The following is an 18,376-nucleotide window of genomic DNA, read 5'->3' as shown; positions in this document are numbered from 1 at the left end:
GTCGAGCCGCGAGGGTGGGTGCCGGAACATGGAGATCCGCGGGAGCCTCCCGCCCGAACCCGCAGCTTTGGCCAGGCAGCAGTCGTACGAGGGAGTGTGGCGCTTCACCGCGCCCGCCGTCGACGTCTCGGTGCCGCAGGCCCGGCATGCGGTGCGCGACCTGCTGCGGCGGCAGCGCGTGCCGGCCCACGAGGACCTCGTCCAGGGCCTGCTCCTGATCGTCTCGGAGCTGGTCACCAACGCGGTCAGACACGCGGCCCTGCTCTCGCCGCAGGTCGCCGTCGAGGTGGCGATCGGCGCCGAGTGGATCCGGGTGTCCGTCGAGGACAACCACCCCTACCGGCCCAGGGCCCTGGAGACCGACTGCGGCCAGACCGGCGGCAGGGGGCTGCTCCTGGTGCGCGAGATCACCGAGGAGGCCGGCGGGGTGTGCGACGTCGAGCAGACCGCGAACGGCGGAAAGATCGTCTGGGCCGCACTCCCGCTGGCCCCGCTGCCCGGGATCACCAGCCCGCGTCGGGCCCCGTGAGCTCCTTGACCGCGGGCCGCGCCGCGTCGAGCACCGTCATGAACCACGCCGAGAACGGGGCGCGGGCGTGCCGCTCGGTCAGCTCCTCGGGCGTGACGAACGCCGTCTCGCCGACCTCCTCCGGGTCCGGCCGCAGCGGCGACTGCACCAGGCCCACGAAGAGGTGGTTGTACTCCTGCTCCACCAGGCCCGAGTCCGGGTCCGGGTGGTTGTAGCGCACCGTGCCCGCCTCGGCGAGCAGCGACGGCGAGATCCCCAGCTCCTCGTAGGTGCGCCGGGCGGCCGCCGCGAACGGGGACTCGCCGGGGTACGGGTGGCCGCAGCAGGTGTTGGACCAGACGCCGGGGGAGTGGTACTTGCCGAGCGCGCGGCGCTGGAGCAGCAGCCGGCCCGCCGGGTCGAAGAGGAAGACGGAGAACGCCCGGTGCAGCTGCCCGGGCGCCTGGTGGGCGGAGAGCTTCTCCGCGGTTCCGATGGTGTTGCCGCTCTCGTCGACGAGTTCGAGCAAGATCTCTGGTGCGGCGCCCGTGGTCCCGTTCGACGAGTTGTTCGCCGTGGTGGCTGGTGTGCTCGGCATAACCATCCTTCGCTTCGGTCCTCGGCTGCCCAGTCTGCCGTACAAAAGCGGCGTGTCCGCCATTGACCGGCATCCGCATGTCCTGCCCCACACGGGGCCCCGGGAACCGTGCGTGTCAGTGGCAGAGCTTCGCCTCGTGCTCGGCGTGGCCGCCCGGCTCCAGCTGGAAGGTGCAGTGCTCGACATCGAAGTGATCCCCCAGGCACCCCTGCAACTCGTGCAGCAGCTTCTCGTGCCCCACCGAGTCGAGCACGCCCTGGCTGACCACCACGTGCGCCGAGAGCACCGGCATCCCCGAGGTGATCGTCCAGGCGTGCAGATCGTGTACGTCCTCGACGCCCGGCAGCTCCACTATGTGCGCCCGCACCTCGGCCATGTCGACGCCCTTGGGTGCCGATTCGAGCAGCACGTTGAGGGTCTCGCGCAGCAGCTTGACGGTCCTGGGCACGATCATCAGGCCGATCACGAGCGAGGCGATCGGGTCGGCCGCCTGCCAGCCGGTGGTCATGATGACCAGACCGGCGATCACGACGGCCGCCGAGCCGAGCGCGTCGGAGAGGACCTCCAGGAACGCGCCACGCACGTTCAGGCTGTCCTGCTGCCCCTTCATGAGGAGGGACAGCGAGACCGAGTTCGCGACCAGACCGATCAGGCCGAAGATCACGGCCGTACCGCCCGCCGTGTCGGCCGGCTCGACGAACCGCGACACCGCCTCGAACAGGACGTAGCCGCCCACCCCGAGCAGCAGCAGACAGTTGGCGAGCGCCGCGAGTATCTCGGCGCGGGCGTACCCGAAGGTGCGGTTGCCCCCGGCCGGGCGGTTGGCGAAGTGGATGGCGAGCAGCGCCATCGCGAGCCCGAGGCCGTCCGTCGCCATGTGCGCCGCGTCCGCGACGAGCGCCAGCGAGTCCGCGAGCAGGCCCCCGACGATCTCCACGACCATCACGGTCAGTGTGATGCCGAGTGCGATGCGCAGCCGTCCCCGGTAGGCGGCGGCCGCGGTGCCGGCCGGCGGCGGCCCGCCGTGCGTGTGTCCGTGGTCGTGCCCAGCCCCCATGAAGGCCCTCCCGCATCCGTTCGCGATCAATCCCGACGTCTGTGTACGAGGGGTCAGTGAACTACGGGTAGGGGGTATGTGCAACACGGGACTGAACACCGTTGTCATGTGCTCTGACCTGCGGAAATGCTTGCAGGTCAGAGCGTCGGAGAGATCGCCGGACCCGCCCTGGGAGGCCGACGCCGGGATCGTGCGGGCGGCGCTGTCCGAACGCGGTTTGTGGGCTGCGCCCTTGATCGACGATGATGATCGCGGCGTCCCCGCACCGGGCGCCGCCGGGCCCATCGGCGTAAGACCCAGGCTCCGAACGGCCAGTGAATTCCCGGTTCCGTGCATCCGATAGCCTCTGCCGACGTGCCGCCCGCCCCCGTGCCGGGCCGGGTCGTCGCACTTCAGCCATGTCAGTCGCAAGGAGTGAGTTCGTCTGTCGACCGCCATCCTTACCGGTCCGCCGGTGCCCGGCTCGCAGCTCGGACCCGATCTGCGCACGCTGGGTTTCGACGTGCAGCAGGCCTTCCTCCCCGATGATCTGCCCCGCCTCCTCGCCGAGGTGCCGGCCGGTGAACGCGTCGCCCTGGTCGACCCGCGCTTCGTCGGGCATGTCCACGCGCTGCGCCTCGCGCTGACCGACCCCCGTTTCCCGGCCGCCTCGGTGCCCGGCGCGCTCACCGTCCAGGCCGAGGCCCGCCCGGCGCTCACCCGCGCCCTGGCCGGCGGCACTCGGGCGCCCGCGGCCCAGGTCGGTACGGCCTCCGTGCTCGCCGACGACATCGCCGCGGCCATCGAGGCGGACGGCGTGGCGGTGCACCACCCGGAGCTCGGCTCGCTCGTCGCGACCGTCCCCGCGGACGAAGTCGCCGCGGTCGCGGCGGCCCAGGCCGTCGCCGCCGTCGACGACGAGGCCGTCCGCCTGCGCAACGCCGTGAAGTCCCGCGACGGGTTCTTCACCACCCACTTCATCAGCCCGTACTCCCGCTACATCGCGCGCTGGTGCGCCCGCCGGGGGCTCACCCCCAACCAGGTCACCACCGCCTCGCTGATCACCGCACTGATCGCGGCGGGCTGCGCGGCGACCGGGACGCGCGGCGGCTATGTCGCGGCCGGAGTGCTGCTGATCCTCTCCTTCGTCCTGGACTGCACCGACGGGCAGCTCGCCCGCTACTCGCTCCAGTACTCGACGATGGGCGCCTGGCTCGACGCCACCTTCGACCGCGCCAAGGAGTACGCCTACTACGCGGGCCTCGCCCTCGGCGCGGCCCGGGGCGGCGACGACGTATGGGCGCTCGCGCTCGGCGCGATGGTGCTCCAGACCTGCCGCCACGTCGTGGACTTCTCGTTCAACGAGGCGCACGTCGTGGGCACGGACGCCACCGCCAACACCAGCCCCACCGCAGCCCTCTCCGACAAGCTCGACTCGGTCGGCTGGACGGTGTGGGTTCGGCGCATGATCGTGCTGCCGATCGGCGAGCGCTGGGCCATGATCGCCGTGCTGACCGCCGCCACCACGCCCCGCATCGTCTTCTACGCGCTGCTCATCGGCTGCGCCTTCGCGGCCTGCTACACCACCGCGGGCCGCGTCCTTCGCTCGCTGACCCGGCACGCCACCCGCACCGACCGCGCGGCCCTAGCGCTCGCCGAGCTCGCGGACAGCGGGCCCGTCGCGCAGCTGGTCGCCGCCAGGGCACCCCGGATCCCGGGCGCCCCCGTGGTCGCGGCCGTCGGCGCGGTCGCGCTGATCGCCGCGGCGCTGACACAGCCGGTCGGCAGCGGCCAGATGATCGTCGCGGCCGCCTTCTACGCGGTCCTGTCGGGCCTGGCGGTCGCGCGTCCCCTGAAGGGCGCCCTCGACTGGCTCGTGCCGCCACTCTTCCGGGTGGCCGAATACTGCACGGTCCTGATCCTGGCGGCCCGCTCGGACGTGAACGGGGCCCTTCCCGCGGCCTTCGGGCTGGTGGCCGCGGTCGCCTACCATCACTACGACACGGTCTACCGCATCAAGGGCGGCTCGGGCGCGCCGCCGAAGTGGCTGGTGCGGCTGATCGGCGGCCACGAGGGCCGCACGCTCGTGGTGACCGTGCTCGCCGCCGTCCTCGCCACGCGGGACACAGACTTCACCCTGGCGCTCACCGCCCTCGCGGCGGCCATCGCGCTCGTGGTGCTCGTGGAGTCCATCCGCTTCTGGGTGTCCTCCGGAGCACCTGCCGTACATGACGAAGGAGAAACAGCATGATTGGCCTCGTACTGGCAGCCGGTGCCGGACGGCGTCTGCGCCCCTACACCGACACGCTCCCGAAGGCCCTCGTGCCTGTCGACGGTGACACCACCGTCCTGGACATCGCGCTGAAGAACTTCGCCGAGGTCGGCCTCACCGAGGTCGCCATTGTCGTCGGCTACCGCAAGGAAGCCGTGTACGCGCGCAAGGAGGCCCTGGAGGCCAAGTACGGCGTCGCGATCACGCTGATCGACAACGACAAGGCCGAGGAGTGGAACAACGCCTACTCCCTGTGGTGCGCGCGTGAGGTCCTCAAGCGCGGTGTGATCCTTGCCAACGGCGACACGGTCCACCCCGTCTCCGTCGAGAAGACCCTGCTGGCCGCGCGCGGCCAGGGCCAGAAGATCATCCTCGCCCTCGACACGGTGAAGAACCTCGCCGACGAGGAGATGAAGGTCATCACCGCCGAGGGCAAGGGCGTCCAGCGCATCACCAAGCTGATGGACCCGGCGACCGCCACCGGCGAGTACATCGGCGTCACGCTGATCGAGGCCGAGGCCGCCGAGGAGCTCGCCGACGCCCTGAAGACCACCTTCGAGCGCGACCCCGACCTCTACTACGAGGACGGCTACCAGGAGCTCGTGAACCGCGGCTTCACCGTCGACGTGGCCCCCATCGGCGAGGTGTCGTGGGTCGAGATCGACAACCACGACGACCTGGCGAAGGGCCGTGAGATCGCGTGCCAGTACTGACGAGGCTCATCCCGTCCCCGGTTGTCGTCGACATCCGGGCCGGGGCGCTGGATGATCTGGCCGGCGTCCTCGCCGACCAGCGCATCTCGGCGTCGGGCAAACTCGCGGTGGCCATCAGCGGCGGCTCCGGGGCGGTGCTGCGCGAGCGGCTCGCCCCGGCGCTGCCCGGCGCCGACTGGTACGAGGTCGGCGGCGGCACGCTCGACAACGCGATCAAGCTCGCCGACGCGATGAAGTCGGGTCACTACGACGCGGTCGTCGGCCTCGGCGGCGGCAAGATCATCGACTGTGCCAAGTACGCCGCGGCGCGCATCGGCCTCCCGCTGGTCGCCGTCCCGACGAACCTGGCGCACGACGGCCTGTGCTCGCCCGTCGCCACCCTCGACAACGACGCGGGCCGCGGCTCCTACGGGGTGCCCACGCCGATCGCCGTCGTCATCGACCTGGACGTCATCCGCGAGGCCCCGGCCCGCTTCGTACGGTCCGGCATCGGCGACGCCGTCTCGAACATCTCCTGCATCGCGGACTGGGAGCTGTCCAACCGCGAGACCGGCGAGTCCATCGACGGCCTGGCCGCGGCCATGGCCCGCCAGGCCGGTGAGGCCGTGCTGCGCCACCCCGGCAGCGTCGAGGACGACGGCTTCCTCCAGGTGCTCGCCGAGGGCCTGGTCCTCACCGGCATCTCCATGTCGATCTCCGGCGACTCGCGCCCCGCGTCGGGCGCCTGCCACGAGATCAACCACGCCTTCGACATCCTCTTCCCGAAGCGGGCCGCGAGCCACGGTGAACAGGTGGCCCTCGGCGCGGCCTTCGCCATGCACCTGCGCGGCGCGGTGGAGGAGTCCGCGCTGATGGCGAGCGTGCTGAGGCGGCACCGGCTGCCGGTCACCCCGGAGGAAATCGGCTTCACCGTCGAGGAGTTCGTCCGCGCCGTCGAGTTCGCGCCGCAGACCCGCCCCGGCCGCTACACCATCCTCGAGCACCTCGACCTGTCCACCGACCAGATCAGGGACGCGTACGCCGACTATGCCAAGACCATCCGTAGCTGAGCTCCGCCCGGTCGTGCACCCCGCGGGTGTCAAGGACCGGGTCAGCGGAGAACACTGGGGCGGCCGCCTGTACATGCGCGAGATCTCCCTGCGCATCACCCGCCTCCTGGTCACCACCAAGGTCACGCCGAACCAGCTGACCTACCTGATGACCCTCAGCGGTGTCCTCGCCGCCCCGGCCCTGCTCATCCCGGGCATCTGGGGCGCGGTGCTCGGCGTCGTGGCCGTCCAGGGCTATTTGCTGCTCGACTGCGTCGACGGTGAAGTCGCCCGCTGGAAGAAGCAGTTCTCGCTGTCCGGGGTGTACCTGGACCGCGTCGGCGCCTACCTGTGCGACGCGGCGGTCCTGGTCGGCTTCGGCCTGCGCGCCGCCGACCTGTGGGGCGGCGGCCGCATCGACTGGCTGTGGGCCTTCCTCGGTACGCTCGCGGCCCTCGGCGCCATCCTGATCAAGGCGGAGACCGACCTCGTCGGCGTCGCCCGGCACCAGGCCGGCCTGCCGCAGGTCAAGGACGCGGCGGCCACGCCACGCTCCTCCGGCATGGCGCTGGCCCGCCGGGCCGCCGCCGCGCTGAAGTTCCACCGCCTGGTCCTCGGCATCGAGGCGTCCCTGCTGATCCTGGTCCTCGCGGTCGTGGACCACGTCCGGGGCGACCTGTACTTCTCGCGCCTGGGCGTCGCGGTGCTCGCCGGCATCGCGCTCCTCCAGACGCTCCTCCACCTCGTGTCGATCCTCGCCTCCAGCAGGCTGAAATGAGCGCCCCCATGAAGGTCGGCGCGGTCGTCATCACCATGGGCAACCGGCCCGCCGAGCTGCGGGCCCTGCTCGACTCGGTCGCCAAGCAGGACGGCGCCCCGGTCGAGGTCGTCGTCGTCGGCAACGGCGCCCCGGTCCCGGACGTCCCCGAGGGCGTACGCACCGTGGAGGTGCCCGAGAACCTGGGCATCCCGGGCGGCCGCAACGTCGGCATCGAGGCGTTCGGCCCCTCGGGCACGGAGGTCGACGTGCTGCTCTTCCTCGACGACGACGGGCTGCTCGCCAACCCGGACACCGCCGAGCTGTGCCGCAAGGCCTTCGCCGCCGACCCGGAGCTCGGCATCATCAGCTTCCGGATCGCCGACCCGGAGACCGGCGTCACCCAGCGCCGCCACGTTCCGAGGCTGCGCGCCGCCGACCCGATGCGCTCCTCGCGCGTGACGACCTTCCTCGGCGGCGCCAACGCCGTGCGGACCCGGGTGTTCGCGGAGGTCGGCGGGCTGCCGGACGAGTTCTTCTACGCCCACGAGGAGACCGACCTGGCCTGGCGGGCGCTCGACGCCGGCTGGATGATCGACTACCGCGCGGACATGGTCCTGCACCACCCGACGACCGCCCCGTCCCGGCACGCGGTCTACCACCGGATGGTGGCCCGCAACCGGGTCTGGCTGGCCCGGCGCAACCTGCCCGCCCCGCTCGTCCCGGTCTACCTGGGGGTCTGGCTGCTCCTGACCCTGGCCCGCAAGCCCTCGGGCCCGGCGCTGAAGGCCTGGTTCGGCGGGTTCAAGGAGGGCTGGGCGACGCCCTGCGGACCGCGCCGTCCCATGAAGTGGCGTACGGTCTTCAAGCTCACCCGGCTGGGCCGTCCCCCCGTCATCTGAGAGTCTCGGCTCTGAGACCATCGGGCGTACTTCTTGAACACGAAAGTTTTCACTTGTGAGTGACACAACCCTGTCCCCGGCGGACCTCGCCGCCAAGCACGGGCTGTCGGTGAGCGGAGCCCGTCCCGGGCTCTCCGCTTACATCAAGCAGCTGTGGGGCCGGCGCCACTTCATCCTGTCGTTCTCGTCGGCCAAACTGACTGCCCAGTACAGCGAGGCGAAGCTCGGCCAGATCTGGCAGGTGGCGACGCCCCTGCTGAACGCGCTGGTCTACTACTTCATCTTCGGCGTCCTGATGAACGCGAAGCGGGGCATCGACTCGGACGCGTACATCCCGTTCCTGGTCACCGGCGTGTTCCTGTTCACGTTCACGCAGAACTCGCTGATGGCCGGCGTGCGGGCGATCTCGGGCAACCTCGGCCTGGTGCGGGCCCTGCACTTCCCGCGCGCCTCGCTGCCCGTCTCCTTCGCGCTGCAGCAGCTTCAGCAGCTGCTCTTCTCGATGATCGTCCTGATGATCGTGGTCGTTTCCTCCGGCTTCATGCCGAGCATGACCTGGCCGCTGATCATCCCGGTGCTCGCGCTGCAGTTCGTGTTCAACACCGGCCTGGCGCTGATCTTCGCGCGGCTCGGCTCGAAGACGCCGGACCTCGCGCAGCTGATGCCGTTCATCATGCGTACCTGGATGTACTCGTCCGGCGTGATGTTCAGCCTCAGCACCGTGCTCAAGGGCAAACCGCACTGGCTGAAGGACATCCTTCAGTGCAACCCCGCCGCGGTCTACATGGACCTGGCGCGCTACGCCCTGATGGACGGCTACGGCGGCCACGCGCTGCCCCCGCACGTGTGGGCCCTCGCGGCCGGCTGGGCGGTCGTCGTCGGTGGGCTGGGCTTCGTGTACTTCTGGAAGGCTGAGGAGCGGTACGGCCGTGGCTGAGGACATCAAGGACCGCATCGCGGTCGAGACGCGGATTCCGACCGTCATCTGCGACGACGTGCACATCGTGTACACCGTCAACGGCGGCGGCGGAGGCAAGGGCAGCGCCACTGCCGCCCTGAGCCGCATAGTCAAGAGGGACAAGACCGGCGGCGCCGGACGCGGCATGCGGCGGGTGCACGCGGTCAAGGGCGTGTCGTTCACCGCGTACCGCGGCGAGGCGATCGGCCTGATCGGCTCCAACGGCTCCGGCAAGTCGACGCTGCTGCGGGCGATCGCCGGCCTGCTGCCGCCCGAGAGCGGCCGGGTCTACACCGACGGCCAGCCCTCGCTGCTCGGCGTGAACGCGGCGCTCATGAACGACCTGACCGGCGAGCGCAACGTGATCCTGGGCGGTCTCGCCATGGGCATGTCGCGCGAGGAGGTCAAGGAGCGCTACGAGGAGATCGTCGACTTCTCCGGCATCAACGACAAGGGCGACTTCATCTCGCTGCCGATGCGGACGTACTCCTCCGGCATGGCGGCCCGGCTGCGGTTCTCCATCGCAGCGGCCAAGGACCACGACGTCCTCATGATCGACGAGGCGCTCGCCACCGGTGACCGTCAGTTCCAGATCCGCTCCGAGGAGCGCATCCGGGAACTGCGCAAGCACGCCGGAACCGTCTTCCTGGTGAGCCACAGCATCGGCTCCATCCGGGACACCTGCGACCGCGTGCTCTGGCTGGAGCGCGGCGAGCTGCTCATGGACGGTCCGACGGACGAGGTCGTAAAGGCCTACCAGAAGGAGTCCGGCCGCTGACATTTGGTCATCCGGCGGACAGCGGAACCCGCGGCCCCTGTCGATCAACCCCGGCAGGGGCTTCCGCGTCCTATGGTGTGGTCGGACAGTCAAGATCCCGTCAAGTTGCCAGTGTGCGGGGAAGGTTGGGCCGGATTGGAGTGTTCTTGTAATGCTCGCAACACCCCGACGTGTTGTCGGCCGTTGTACAACGTAAGCTGTACCGGTGCTGATTCGCGGCAAGTGGGGTAATACGCCCCCGGCTCCTCGCGAGACGGGTCGCCCCGTCCGGGGAGGTCAGGCGGCGTGTCCGAAATAGGATGTTTTGGGTCGGCGGTGTAGAACGGGAGATGTGACGGCCATGGCTACGGAAAATCTCCAGCTCCGAGGGACGGCCGCCGTTCCCGTGCCGGGCGGTACCCGGTGACCCCAGTCCGGGATGTGCGCACCGGATCCTCCTCGCACAGCACGCTCGACAAGGCCACGGAAGAGAACTTCCCGGTGGCCCCGTTCTTCCTGCCGCGCGCCTGGCGCGACGACCTGATGGCCGTCTACGGCTTCGCCCGGCTCGTCGACGACATCGGTGACGGCGACCTCGCCCCCGGCGGCGCCGACGCCCGCCACCTGGGCGTCGCCCCCGCCGACGCGGACGACCGGCCGCTCATGCTCGACGCCTTCGAGACGGACCTGCGCCGCGTCTTCGACGGAACGCCGCACCACCCGCTCCTCAAGGCCCTGCAGCCCACCGTGCGGCGCTGCTCGCTGACCCCCGAGCCGTTCCTCGGGCTGATCGCGGCCAACCGCCAGGACCAGCGCGTCGCACGCTACGAGACGTACGAGGAACTGCTCGCCTACTGCGAGCTTTCGGCCAACCCCGTGGGGCGGCTCGTCCTCGCCATCACCGGCACCGCGAGCCCGGAGCGCATCCGCCGCTCCGACGCGATCTGCACGGCGCTGCAGATCGTCGAACACCTCCAGGACGTGAAGGAGGACCTCGGGCGGAACCGGATCTATCTGCCCGCCGAGGACATGGCGCGGTTCCATGTCACGCAGGCCGATCTGGCCGCCCCCCGAGGGAGCGCCTCGGTGCGTGCCCTGGTCGCGTTCGAAGCGGAACGCGCCGGGTCGTTGCTGAATGAAGGCACCCCTCTGGTGGGTAGCGTCCACGGCAGACTCAAGCTGCTGCTGGCCGGATTCGTGGCCGGAGGACGCGCCGCGCTCGACGCGGTCGCTGCCGCCGGCCACGACGTACTCCCGGGGCCGCCCAAGCCCACCAAGGCAAGGCTGATGCGCGAGGTGGGAGCCGTCTTGCGAAGAGCGCGTAGAGAGGGGTGAGCCGGACAGTGGAGGCACAGGCACCCGTGTCCGCACCGGTACAGGCCGCATACAGCTATTGCGAGGCCGTGACCGGGCAGCAGGCGCGCAATTTCGCGTACGGCATCAGGCTGCTGCCCGCCGACAAGCGGCAGGCGATGTCGGCGCTGTACGCGTTCTCGCGCCGGGTCGACGACATCGGCGACGGCGCACTGGCCGACGACGCCAAGGAAGTGCGCCTGGAGGAGACCCGGGCGCTGCTCGGGCGCATCCGCGACGGCCGCGTCGACGAGGACGACACCGACCCGGTCGCGGTCGCGCTCGCGGACGCGGCGCGCCGGTTCCCGATCCCGCTCGGCGGGCTCGACGAACTCATCGACGGCGTCCTCATGGACGTGCACGGCGAGAGCTACGAGACCTGGGACGACCTGAAGGTCTACTGCCGGTGTGTCGCCGGCGCCATCGGCCGGCTCTCGCTGGGCGTGTTCGGTACGCAGCCGGGCGCACCGGGCATCGAACGCGCCGGGGAGTACGCCGACACGCTGGGGCTCGCGCTCCAACTCACCAACATCCTCAGGGACGTTCGCGAGGACGCCGGAAACGGGCGGACCTACCTGCCCTCCGACGACCTCGCCAAGTTCGGCTGCTCGACGGGTTTCAACAGCCCCGTGCCGCCGCCCGGCTCCGACTTCGCCGGTCTCGTCCACTTCGAAGTGCGGCGCGCCCGGGCCCTGTTCGCCGAGGGCTACCGGCTCCTTCCCATGCTGGACCGGCGCAGCGGCGCCTGCGTGGCCGCCATGGCCGGCATCTACCGGCGCCTGCTCGACCGCATCGAGCGCGACCCGGAAGCGGTGCTGCGCGGGCGGGTCTCGCTGCCCGGGCGGGAGAAGGCGTACGTCGCGGTACGCGGACTGTCCGGCCTCGACACGCGGCACGTCTCCCGGCAGACCGCCAGGAGGCGCGCCTGATGCACCACGCGCACCCGGACGAAGGGCTGAGCACCATTACGCAGGCCCGACGTGCAACTTCCCGGCTCCTTGATGCGTCCCTGACTGCATCGGCCCGCCGTGCCCGCCACGCCGGCGCGGCCGGAGGGGAGGGCGCATGAACGACGCGCAGCCCAAACGCGCCGTGGTGATCGGCGGCGGACTCGCCGGAATCACCGCGGCGCTCGAACTCGCCGACGCGGGCCTGGCCGTGACCCTCGTCGAGGGCCGCCCGCGCCTGGGCGGTCTCGCGTTCTCCTTCCGGCGCGGCGAGCTCACCGTGGACAACGGCCAGCACGTCTACCTGCGCTGCTGCACCGCCTACCGGTGGTTCCTCGACCGGGTCGGCGGGGCCGAACTCGCCCCGGTGCAGGCCAAGTTGGACGTCCCCGTCCTCGACGTGGCGCACCCCCGGGGCCCCCGGCTCGGCCGGCTGCGCCGCGACGCGCTGCCCGTACCACTGCACCTGGCCAGGAGCCTGGCGACCTACCCGCACCTCTCGCTCGCCGAGCGGGCCTCCGTCGGGCGCGCCGCGCTCGCGCTCAAGAAGCTCGACCCGGCCGACCCGGCCCTGGACGGCGTGGACTTCGCGACATGGCTGAGCCGGCACGGCCAGTCGGACCGCACCATCGAGGCCCTGTGGGACCTGGTGGGCGTCGCGACCCTGAACGCCACCGCGCCGCACGCCTCGCTCGGCCTGGCCGCCATGGTCTTCAAGACCGGGCTGCTCTCCGAGCCGGGCGCCGCCGACATCGGCTGGGCCCGCGTGCCGCTCGGCGAACTGCACGACACGCTGGCCCGCAAGGCCCTCGACGCGGCGGGGGTGCGCACCGGGACGCGCACCAAGGCCGAGGCCATCTCCCGTGGGGACAACGGCGGTTGGCGGGTCGAGGTGGCCGGCGAGACGCTGGACGCCGAGGTCGTCGTGCTCGCCGTACCGCAGAAGGAGACGCACGACCTGCTGCCCGACGGGGTGCTCGACGAGCCGGGCAGGCTGCTCGGCATCGGCACCGCGCCGATCCTCAACGTCCATGTCGTCTACGACCGCAAGGTGCTGCGGCAGCCCTTCTTCGCGGCGCTCGGCAGCCCGGTGCAGTGGGTCTTCGACCGGACGGACTCCTCGGGGCTGAAGGGCCAGGGGCAGTATCTGGCCATCTCCCAGTCGGCCGCCGAGGACGAGATCGAGCTGCCCGTGGCCGAACTGCGCGCGCGCTATCTCCCGGAGCTGGAAAAGCTGTTGCCCGCGGCGCGCGGCGCGGAGATCCTCGACTTCTTCGTCACCCGGGAGCGGACAGCGACGTTCGCCCCCACCCCCGGCGTCGGACGGCTGCGGCCCTCGGCGCGGACCCGCGCGGACGGCCTGTACCTGGCCGGCGCGTGGACCGCGACCGGCTGGCCCGCGACCATGGAGGGAGCCGTGCGCAGCGGTTTCAGCGCCGCAGGCGCCGCTCTCTCCACCCTCGGCCGCCCCCATGTTCATCCGCTTCAGGAGGCGGCATGACTGTTAGCAGTACTGGAACAAGAGGAGAGACTGTGCCGACTGTGCCTTCGGCTTCGGCGAATCCGGCTGTGGACACCGTGGACGTCAACGCCCTGCTGGAGCGGGGGCGCGCGCTGTCGACTCCGGAGCTGCGCGCGGCCGTCGACCGGCTCGCGGCTCCCATGGACACCGTCGCCGCCTACCACTTCGGGTGGATCGACGCCCAGGGCCGCCCGGCGGCCGGCGACGGCGGCAAGGCCATCCGGCCCGCGCTCGCCCTGCTCTCCGCGGAGGCGGCCGGCGCCAGTGCCGAGGTCGGCGTGCCGGGGGCGGTCGCCGTGGAGCTCGTGCACAACTTCTCGCTCCTGCACGACGACCTCATGGACGGCGACGAGCAGCGTCGCCACCGCGACACGGTGTGGAAGGTGCACGGCCCCGCGCAGGCGATCCTCGTCGGCGACGCCCTGTTCGCCCTCGCCAACGAGGTGCTCCTGGAGCTCGGCACCGTCGAAGCGGGCCGCGCGACCCGCCGACTCACCACCGCCACGCGGAAGTTGATCGACGGTCAGGCCCAGGACATCTCCTACGAGCACCGCGAGCGGGTCACCGTCGAGGAGTGCCTGGAGATGGAGGGCAACAAGACGGGCGCGCTGCTCGCCTGCGCCGTCTCCATCGGCGCGGTCCTCGGCGGAGCCGACGACAGGACCGCCGACACCCTGGAGGCGTACGGCTACCACCTCGGGCTCGCCTTCCAGGCCGTCGACGACCTGCTCGGCATCTGGGGCGACCCGGATGCCACGGGCAAGCAGACCTGGAGCGATCTGCGCCAGCGCAAGAAGTCGCTGCCGGTCGTCGCGGCCCTGGCCGCGGGCGGCCCCGCCTCCACGCGGCTCGGCGAGCTGCTCGCCGCCGACGCCAAGAGCAATGACTTCGACAGCTTCTCCGAGGCCGAGTTCGCCACCCGCGCGGCTCTGATCGAGGAGGCCGGCGGCCGCGAGTGGACCTCCCAGGAGGCCCGCAGGCAGCACACCATCGCGATCGAGGCGCTCAGCGCCGTCGACATGCCGGAGAAGGTCCGCGCCCAGCTCACCGCCCTCGCGGACTTCGTCGTCGTACGAAAGAGATGATTGCCATTCCCATATGACTCGCAGTCGACGGAAGGGCCGGTTAGCGCGGGCCCCGCCGACGGAGACCCCAGCACAGCAGAAGTAGCAACTGCACTTGCATTAAGGGGAAGCCATGACAGCGACGACCGACGGAAGCACCGGGGCCCCGCGGCCCCGGGCCGCCGCGGCCAGTGCAACAACCGGGGTCGCCCCCGGCGCGGACGCGGTACTCGACGCCGCCCGGCAGGCCGCCGAGCGCGGCGTCGGGCATCTGCTCGCGCGGCAGGACGCCCAGGGCTGGTGGAAGGGCGACCTGGAGACCAACGTCACCATGGACGCCGAGGACCTGATGCTGCGTCAGTTCCTGGGCATCCAGGACGAGAAGACCCTCAGGGCGGCCGGTCTCTTCATCCGGGGCGAGCAGCGCGACGACGGTACCTGGGCCACCTTCTACGGCGGCCCCGGCGAGCTCTCCACCACCATCGAGGCCTACGTCGCGCTCAGGCTGGCCGGAGACCGGCCCGAGGACGCGCACATGGCCCGCGCCTCCGCCTGGATCAGGGCGCAGGGAGGGATCGCCGCCGCCCGGGTCTTCACCCGCATCTGGCTGGCCCTGTTCGGCTGGTGGAAGTGGGACGACCTGCCCGAGCTGCCGCCCGAGCTGATCTTCCTGCCCAAGTGGGTCCCGCTCAACATCTACGACTTCGGCTGCTGGGCCCGGCAGACCATCGTGCCGCTCACGGTGGTCTCGGCCAAGCGGCCGGTACGGCCCGCCCCCTTCGCGCTCGACGAGCTGCACACCGATGCCCGGTGCCCCAATCCGGTCAAACCCCTTGCTCCGGTGTCGAGTTGGGACGGCGCGTTCCAGCGGCTCGACAAGGTGCTGCACGCCTACCAGAAGGTGGCCCCCCGCAAGCTGCGCCGGGCCGCGATGCGCAGCGCCGCCCGCTGGATCGTCGAACGCCAGGAGAACGACGGCTGCTGGGGCGGCATCCAGCCCCCCGCCGTGTACTCGGTGATCGCCCTGCACCTGCTGGGCTACGACCTCCAGCACCCCGTCATGCGGGCCGGGCTGGAGTCGTTGGACCGGTTCGCGGTGTGGCGCGAGGACGGTGCCCGGATGATCGAGGCCTGCCAGTCCCCGGTGTGGGACACCTGCCTGGCCGCCATCGCGCTCGCCGACGCGGGCGTGCCGGCCGACCACCCCGCCCTCGTCAAGGCCGTCGACTGGATGCTGGACGAGGAGATCACCCGGCCCGGCGACTGGGCCGTGCGCCGCCCCGAACTTCCGCCGGGCGGCTGGGCGTTCGAGTTCCACAACGACAACTACCCGGACATCGACGACACCGCCGAAGTGATCCTGGCGCTGCGCCGCGTCAAGCACCCGCAGCCGGAGAAGGTCGAGGCGGCCATCGCGCGCGGGGTGCGCTGGAACCTCGGCATGCAGTCGAAGAACGGCGCCTGGGGCGCGTTCGACGCCGACAACACCAGCGCCTTCCCCAACCGGCTGCCCTTCTGCGACTTCGGCGAGGTCATCGACCCGCCGTCGGCCGACGTCACCGCGCACGTCGTGGAGATGCTCGCCTACGAGGGCAAGTCGCACGACCCGCGCACCCGGCGCGGCATCGAGTGGCTGCTTGCCGAACAGGAGGCCAACGGCGCCTGGTTCGGGCGCTGGGGGGTCAACTACGTATACGGCACAGGGTCGGTGGTGCCCGCCCTGACCGCGGCCGGGATCCCCGCCTCGCACCCCGCGATCCGCCGCGCGGTCGGCTGGCTGGAGTCCGTGCAGAACGACGACGGCGGCTGGGGCGAGGACCTGCGCTCGTACGGCGAGACCGAATGGGTGGGCCGCGGGCCCTCCACCGCCTCGCAGACGGCCTGGGCGCTGCTCGCGCTGCTCGCGGCGGGGGAGCGGGACGGCAAGGCCGTCGAGCGCGGCATCGCCTGGCTGGCCGAGACCCAGCGCGAGGACGGCTCCTGGGACGAGCCGTACTTCACCGGCACGGGATTCCCCCGGGACTTCTCGATCAACTACCACCTCTACCGGCAGGTCTTCCCGCTGACCGCGCTCGGCCGCTACGTCCATGGAGAACCGTTCTCTCCCAACAGCACCAAGGGGAGTTGATGGACACACCCCAGGCCCCGCAGCCCGTGCCGCTGGTGATCGCCTGTGCGCTCACCATCGAGCGGTTCGCGCTGCGCGGCGCCCGCGGCGGCTCGGCCGGGCCCGTCTCCGTGCTGCGTAGCGGCATGGGCCCCCGGGCCGCGGAGCGCGCCCTCGTCCGGGCCCTCGACGGGGACCGGATGGGTGACGCGGCGGTCATCGCCTCAGGCTTCTGCGCCGGCCTCGTCCCCGGGATGCACCCCGGGGACCTGGTCGTCGCCGAGGAAACCCGCGACCCGCGGGGCACCACGGTGTGCACCGACATCGAGGTGCTCGCCAAGGCGCTCGCCGAGGCGCTGCCGGGCCGCACCGTCCACACCGGCCCCCTCACCGGGTCCGACCACGTCGTACGGGGCCCCGAGCGGGCCGATCTGCGGGCGACCGGGGCGATCGCGGTGGACATGGAGTCCGCCGCCACGCTGTGGGCCGCCCAGCGGGCCGGACCGCGCCCGGTTGCGGCCGTACGGGTGGTCGTGGACGCTCCAGAACATGAACTCGTCCGGATTGGCACGGTGCGCGGTGGAATATCAGCCTTCCGCGTTCTTCGTGCCGTCCTTCCCGCTTTCTTTGAATGGCACCGTTCTTTGCTGCTCCCCAGGAGGTGAGCCAGATGGCCATGCCGCTTCGTCAGTCCATCAGGGTCGGGACCTATCTCTTTGAACAGAAGTTGCGAAAGCGTGAGAAGTTCCCGCTGATCGTCGAGCTGGAACCGCTCTTCGCCTGCAACCTGAAATGCGAGGGCTGCGGAAAGATCCAGCATCCGGCCGGGATCCTGAAGCAGCGGATGCCGGTTGCGCAGGCCGTCGGAGCGGTCCTGGAATCCGGTGCGCCGATGGTCTCCATCGCGGGCGGCGAGCCTCTGATGCACCCTCAGATCGATGAGATCGTGCGTCAGTTGGTGGCCAAGAGGAAGTACGTCTTCCTGTGCACCAACGCGCTTTTGATGCGCAAGAAGCTGGAGAAGTTCAAGCCGTCGCCCTACTTCGCGTTCGCCGTGCACATCGACGGGCTGCGCGAGCGGCACGACGAATCCGTGGCGAAGGAGGGTGTGTTCGACGAGGCCGTGGAGGCGATCAAGGAGGCCAAGAGGCAGGGCTTCCGGGTCACCACCAACTCGACCTTCTTCAACACCGACACCCCGCAGACCATCATCGAGGTGCTCAACTTCCTCAACGACGACCTCAAGGTCGACGAGATGATGATCTCGCCCGCGTACGCCTACGAGAAGGCCCCCGACCAGGAGCACTTCCTGGGCGTCGAGCAGACCAGGGAGCTCTTCAAGAAGGCGTTCGCCGGCGGCAACCGGGCACGCTGGCGGCTCAACCACTCCCCGCTCTTCCTGGACTTCCTGGAGGGCAAGGCCGACTTCCCGTGCACGGCCTGGGCGATCCCCAACTACTCGCTCTTCGGCTGGCAGCGGCCCTGCTACCTGATGAGCGACGGGTATGTGCCGACGTACCGGCAGCTCGTCGAGGAGACCGACTGGGACAAGTACGGCCGCGGCAAGGACGAGCGGTGCGCGAACTGCATGGCGCACTGCGGCTACGAGCCGACCGCCGTGCTCGCGACCATGGGGTCCCTGAAGGAGTCGCTGCGGGCGGTCCGCGAGACCGTCCAGGGAAACCGCGGGTGATGTCGTGAGCCTCGGAGAGCCGGTCTCCCTGGGGCTCCCCGCGCTGCCGGCCCGGCCGCCGGCGGTGCGCCGTCTCTCGCGGCGCATCCAGGTCGGGTCGGTGGCGGTCGGCGGGGACGCACCCGTCTCGGTGCAGTCCATGACCACGACGAGGACGTCGG

At 70.9% G+C, this 18,376-nt stretch carries 17 protein-coding genes and 1 pseudogene; 16 read left to right on the top strand and 2 right to left on the bottom strand.

What is annotated here, in order from left to right:
• Window positions 1-28: 28 nt before the first annotated feature.
• A complete protein-coding gene (locus ABD346_RS32000; RefSeq protein WP_344379628.1) occupies window positions 29-529 on the top strand; it encodes an ATP-binding protein in 501 nt (166 codons plus the stop codon).
• Here the strand turns inward: ABD346_RS32000 and idi are convergent.
• Together idi and ABD346_RS31990 are read right to left on the bottom strand one after the other, a co-directional pair.
• The gene (gene idi, locus ABD346_RS31995; protein WP_344379627.1) at window positions 504-1,106 is read right to left on the bottom strand and encodes an isopentenyl-diphosphate Delta-isomerase; all 603 of its coding nucleotides are present in this window, start codon (window positions 1,104-1,106) and stop codon (window positions 504-506) included. The two genes, ABD346_RS32000 and idi, sit on opposite strands and share 26 nt — an antisense overlap.
• Before the next feature lie 115 nt (window positions 1,107-1,221).
• The gene (locus tag ABD346_RS31990) at window positions 1,222-2,163 is read right to left on the bottom strand and encodes a cation diffusion facilitator family transporter (protein WP_344379625.1); all 942 of its coding nucleotides are present in this window, start codon (window positions 2,161-2,163) and stop codon (window positions 1,222-1,224) included.
• A gap of 424 nt (window positions 2,164-2,587) precedes the next feature.
• Here ABD346_RS31990 and ABD346_RS31985 point away from each other — a divergent pair, with 424 nt between their 5' ends.
• From ABD346_RS31985 to ABD346_RS31915, 15 genes and pseudogenes are all read left to right on the top strand, one after another.
• Complete coding sequence (locus ABD346_RS31985) at window positions 2,588-4,393, top strand: DUF5941 domain-containing protein (protein WP_344379815.1); 1,806 nt, start codon at window positions 2,588-2,590, stop codon at window positions 4,391-4,393.
• The gene (locus ABD346_RS31980; protein ID WP_344379623.1) at window positions 4,390-5,127 is read left to right on the top strand and encodes a phosphocholine cytidylyltransferase family protein; all 738 of its coding nucleotides are present in this window, start codon (window positions 4,390-4,392) and stop codon (window positions 5,125-5,127) included. The genes ABD346_RS31985 and ABD346_RS31980 overlap by 4 nt, the downstream gene beginning before the upstream one ends.
• Window positions 5,115-6,176 carry an iron-containing alcohol dehydrogenase family protein gene (locus ABD346_RS31975; protein ID WP_344379621.1) on the top strand — a complete coding sequence of 354 codons (1,062 nt, stop codon included), beginning with the start codon at window positions 5,115-5,117 and terminating at the stop codon, window positions 6,174-6,176. Before ABD346_RS31980 ends, ABD346_RS31975 begins: the two co-directional genes overlap by 13 nt.
• Window positions 6,154-6,933 (top strand): CDP-alcohol phosphatidyltransferase family protein, encoded by a 780-nt coding sequence (locus ABD346_RS31970; protein WP_344379620.1) that lies wholly within the window; start codon window positions 6,154-6,156, stop codon window positions 6,931-6,933. Before ABD346_RS31975 ends, ABD346_RS31970 begins: the two co-directional genes overlap by 23 nt.
• Entirely contained in the window at window positions 6,930-7,814 is an 885-nt protein-coding gene (locus ABD346_RS31965; RefSeq protein WP_344379619.1) for a glycosyltransferase family 2 protein, read from the top strand. Before ABD346_RS31970 ends, ABD346_RS31965 begins: the two co-directional genes overlap by 4 nt.
• A gap of 55 nt (window positions 7,815-7,869) precedes the next feature.
• Window positions 7,870-8,751, top strand: coding sequence for an ABC transporter permease (locus ABD346_RS31960; protein ID WP_344379617.1), 882 nt, complete (start codon window positions 7,870-7,872; stop codon window positions 8,749-8,751).
• Complete coding sequence (locus tag ABD346_RS31955) at window positions 8,744-9,550, top strand: ABC transporter ATP-binding protein (protein ID WP_344379615.1); 807 nt, start codon at window positions 8,744-8,746, stop codon at window positions 9,548-9,550. Before ABD346_RS31960 ends, ABD346_RS31955 begins: the two co-directional genes overlap by 8 nt.
• A gap of 420 nt (window positions 9,551-9,970) precedes the next feature.
• Window positions 9,971-10,864: a squalene synthase HpnC gene (hpnC, locus tag ABD346_RS31950; protein WP_344379614.1), complete on the top strand. Its 894-nt coding sequence runs from the start codon at window positions 9,971-9,973 to the stop codon at window positions 10,862-10,864.
• Window positions 10,861-11,811, top strand: a complete 951-nt coding sequence (hpnD, locus tag ABD346_RS31945; RefSeq protein WP_344379612.1) for a presqualene diphosphate synthase HpnD — start codon at window positions 10,861-10,863, stop codon at window positions 11,809-11,811. The genes hpnC and hpnD overlap by 4 nt, the downstream gene beginning before the upstream one ends.
• 136 nt (window positions 11,812-11,947) lie before the next feature.
• Window positions 11,948-13,330, top strand: a complete 1,383-nt coding sequence (gene hpnE / locus ABD346_RS31940) for a hydroxysqualene dehydroxylase HpnE (protein WP_344379610.1) — start codon at window positions 11,948-11,950, stop codon at window positions 13,328-13,330.
• The gene (locus tag ABD346_RS31935) at window positions 13,327-14,436 is read left to right on the top strand and encodes a polyprenyl synthetase family protein (RefSeq protein ID WP_344379608.1); all 1,110 of its coding nucleotides are present in this window, start codon (window positions 13,327-13,329) and stop codon (window positions 14,434-14,436) included. The genes hpnE and ABD346_RS31935 overlap by 4 nt, the downstream gene beginning before the upstream one ends.
• A gap of 112 nt (window positions 14,437-14,548) precedes the next feature.
• Window positions 14,549-16,543 carry a squalene--hopene cyclase gene (shc, locus tag ABD346_RS31930; protein WP_344379606.1) on the top strand — a complete coding sequence of 665 codons (1,995 nt, stop codon included), beginning with the start codon at window positions 14,549-14,551 and terminating at the stop codon, window positions 16,541-16,543.
• Window positions 16,543-17,187: a phosphorylase family protein gene (locus ABD346_RS31925; protein WP_344379604.1), complete on the top strand. Its 645-nt coding sequence runs from the start codon at window positions 16,543-16,545 to the stop codon at window positions 17,185-17,187. Before shc ends, ABD346_RS31925 begins: the two co-directional genes overlap by 1 nt.
• Before the next feature lie 5 nt (window positions 17,188-17,192).
• Window positions 17,193-18,215: an adenosyl-hopene transferase HpnH gene (gene hpnH, locus ABD346_RS31920; RefSeq protein WP_344379602.1), complete on the top strand. Its 1,023-nt coding sequence runs from the start codon at window positions 17,193-17,195 to the stop codon at window positions 18,213-18,215.
• Between the two features lie 4 nt (window positions 18,216-18,219).
• Window positions 18,220-18,376 (top strand): annotated as a pseudogene (locus ABD346_RS31915) (flavodoxin-dependent (E)-4-hydroxy-3-methylbut-2-enyl-diphosphate synthase); the annotation flags it as partial.

It is taken from the genome of Streptomyces mauvecolor (genome assembly GCF_039532965.1).
In the GTDB taxonomy this organism is placed as follows: Bacteria; Actinomycetota; Actinomycetes; order Streptomycetales; family Streptomycetaceae; genus Streptomyces; species Streptomyces violascens.
This window is presented reverse-complemented; position numbering and strand designations above follow the sequence as displayed.

Bases quoted from the DNA above. Each gene is read 5' to 3' on its own strand.
- idi (WP_344379627.1), bottom strand. From the start codon at position 1,106: ATGCCGAGCACACCAGCCACCACGGCGAACAACTCGTCGAACGGGACC.
- ABD346_RS31980 (WP_344379623.1), top strand. From the start codon at position 4,390: ATGATTGGCCTCGTACTGGCAGCCGGTGCCGGACGGCGTCTGCGCCCC.
- hpnH (WP_344379602.1), top strand. From the start codon at position 17,193: ATGGCCATGCCGCTTCGTCAGTCCATCAGGGTCGGGACCTATCTCTTT.
- ABD346_RS31935 (WP_344379608.1), top strand. From the start codon at position 13,327: ATGACTGTTAGCAGTACTGGAACAAGAGGAGAGACTGTGCCGACTGTG.
- ABD346_RS31990 (WP_344379625.1), bottom strand. From the start codon at position 2,163: ATGGGGGCTGGGCACGACCACGGACACACGCACGGCGGGCCGCCGCCG.
- ABD346_RS31970 (WP_344379620.1), top strand. From the start codon at position 6,154: ATGCCAAGACCATCCGTAGCTGAGCTCCGCCCGGTCGTGCACCCCGCG.
- ABD346_RS31925 (WP_344379604.1), top strand. From the start codon at position 16,543: ATGGACACACCCCAGGCCCCGCAGCCCGTGCCGCTGGTGATCGCCTGT.
- ABD346_RS32000 (WP_344379628.1), top strand. From the start codon at position 29: ATGGAGATCCGCGGGAGCCTCCCGCCCGAACCCGCAGCTTTGGCCAGG.
- shc (WP_344379606.1), top strand. From the start codon at position 14,549: ATGACAGCGACGACCGACGGAAGCACCGGGGCCCCGCGGCCCCGGGCC.
- hpnE (WP_344379610.1), top strand. From the start codon at position 11,948: ATGAACGACGCGCAGCCCAAACGCGCCGTGGTGATCGGCGGCGGACTC.
- ABD346_RS31965 (WP_344379619.1), top strand. From the start codon at position 6,930: ATGAGCGCCCCCATGAAGGTCGGCGCGGTCGTCATCACCATGGGCAAC.